This is a genomic window from Natrialba swarupiae (genome assembly GCF_008245225.1).
GTDB lineage: Archaea > Halobacteriota > Halobacteria > Halobacteriales > Natrialbaceae > Natrarchaeobius > Natrarchaeobius swarupiae.
Genome location: NZ_VTAW01000064.1, coordinates 1 through 2,400, shown reverse-complemented (window position 1 = coordinate 2,400; position 2,400 = coordinate 1). Strand labels below are relative to the sequence as shown.

At 51.4% G+C, this 2,400-nt stretch carries 2 protein-coding genes and 1 pseudogene; all 3 read right to left on the bottom strand.

Annotated features, from left to right (window positions below; genetic code table 11):
• A partial coding sequence (locus FYC77_RS19900; protein WP_149083223.1) for a restriction endonuclease occupies positions 1-425 on the bottom strand: 425 nt, incomplete at its 3' end.
• Between the two features lie 67 nt (positions 426-492).
• Complete coding sequence (locus FYC77_RS19895) at positions 493-930, bottom strand: hypothetical protein (RefSeq protein ID WP_149083222.1); 438 nt, start codon at positions 928-930, stop codon at positions 493-495.
• A gap of 662 nt (positions 931-1,592) precedes the next feature.
• Positions 1,593-2,309, bottom strand: a pseudogene (locus tag FYC77_RS19890) (MIP/aquaporin family protein); the annotation flags it as partial.
• Between the last annotated feature and the right edge of the window lie 91 nt (positions 2,310-2,400).

Here is a 2,400-nt window from a genome sequence, read left to right as displayed (position 1 = left end):
CTCACCTCAGATTTACTGTAGAAGTTAGTAGAGTTGCTTGTTAACACTGACCGTGTCAAGTTTTCTGTGGCACCCTCAAAACTACTAGTTTCGCTGTGGGATCGTATTTTCTCTGACTCGATTACACCGACCCCGTATTTTTCGCCGATCTCGTGGGCCTTCTCCGTAACCGTGCCAGTATACGTTACCAGTACCGAATCGGCATTCTTCTCCCGGCCTGCTTTGAGCAGATATTTCAGGTGCTCTGCCGTGACCTCATCTTCCGGCTCACAGACGACCATCAGGAGCATCCGTTCAGAACTGGTGTCCCTCTCCCGCGTTCCTGCGACGATATACGCCCCGTCCCGTAGCTCAGTAATATTCGTATTCCATCCACGGGTCTGCACATACTGCAAGACAGCTTTGGGATACTTTGAAGATTGCATACGATTGATCTATCCTGTCATTTCTATCTGTGTGAAAACTATATCCACGAGGAAAGTTCTGGTCTTGTTAGCTCTCTTCAACTATCTCGATGTCCGCCGCTACCAGTTCTGGAATCGTACGCTCGTCACCAAGCACTGTTTCATATGTGATGAGTCCCTCAAATCGGCCCCAAACTTCGACAATATCGTCTTCCAGGAACCGATCTCCTTCCCACCAAATCAAGATATCGTCGTCCCAAACAAATTCCTCTTCTGTGACGTAAGCACGTAATTGGAAAACGTCATCGTCCTCCATTACCTGAACGATCTGCGCCTGGGGAAAATGGACTGATGCCCCCTCATGTTGATCCGTGTCCCGCATCAGGCCATCGTAGCCAATTTGCTCCGCGTTGTTTTGTACTTCCGCTCGATCGATCTCCAGATCAGCCGTCCCGCTTCCGGTGCAACCAGCTAGTGACAAACTGGCGATTGTTGATAGAGATAAGATATAATCTCTCCTATGCATAAAAGAGCGATTCTTTCGTGATGTCAAAAACCTTGCGTAGCCATTCCACTTCTGTGCCTGTATTCTAACCTATGGGTCAAATAATAAAAGAACTAGTGGATTTAAGATGTCCCCTCAGAGGGAGGATGTCAATCGATGATTTATATTTCTTCTGATATTCTATGGAGTCTTCATTGCAAAATCCACCGATTGGAATTGTCAGTATGTAATGTCTTCTATCTGTAAGTACCATGACTCACCAATTACCAGTAGTGCTATTCTCACCTCGACTGTCGACTTTAATATACTTATTGTGTTACTATTATATCTGTGGATAGCGATCAAAACGAACAGTGCAGGGCACGATTACGCAACGAACGACTCGAGTCACAGGATATCGAGGTAACGCATTGCTAAGCCGTTTTGGAAGAGGTGTGGGCTAATTTGCCAACTTACTGGCATACACTCATACATTCGCGAGATATTTGGTGATCTAAAACTGGTGACGAAGTGGTCAACGACACACCGTTAGTTTATTTTGAAAATTCGAAATTGGTGAATGGTATATGTAAATCGATGGCCTCGGCACTCTAACAGGAGCGACTTACCAGTACCCGAAACAGTTGAAATAGAGTACGACGTTATCTTTCTCCTCCGTTGCGGATTCGATTCACGGAAAGGAACTACGATTCCACGGCGAATTTGTCGAGGCCCGTTTCGTCGCTCGGCTCCGATTTCGCCCTGTCGAGGGGAGTCGGTCGCGGCCAGAGGTACCGCCACATGAGGCCTGCAACGATCCCACCGAGCATCGAGGCGAGCATGAACATGGCGGCGTCGAACGGCTGGATCCCCGCGATACCCGACGTGAAGATCCGGGCGAGAGCGACCTGCGGGTTCAGAAACGCCGTTGAGGCCGTTCCGATGATCCCCATGCCGACGGTAAAGCCCACCGCGAGCCCGATCCAGTCGCTTTCCTGGCGGATCAGCGAGATGATAACCGACGCGAGCACCACGGTGCCGAGGAACTCGGCCAGCCAGGTGGATGCGGGTCGTTCAACGGCTGAGACCGCGAACACCTCCCACCCGATCGTGCTCACGAAGGTGAGCCCCGCGAGGCCGACGCCGATGAGACCGCCGAGGAACTGCACCGGAATGTACTGCCGAGCGGTCTTCGCGTCCGTGTCGCCGGTCACTAATAGTGCGACGGTAACCGCAGGGTTCACGTGCGCACCGCTGATCGGCCCGAGCATCTGCACGATAACGAACAGCCATCCGGCGGTCGCCAGCCCGATGAACAACACGCCCATACTCGGACTCGCCCCCAGCATTCCGTCGGCGAGCAGTCCCGACGACACGAGGACGAACACGAGCGTCGCGGATCCGAATAACTCCGCGACGAGTTTTTGTTTTGTAGGAGCGTGTCATAGAATCGATCACAGGGTTTTGAGCTTCGTACGTCCGGGATTGTGTCCTCTTTCGTAGTTGGTGACT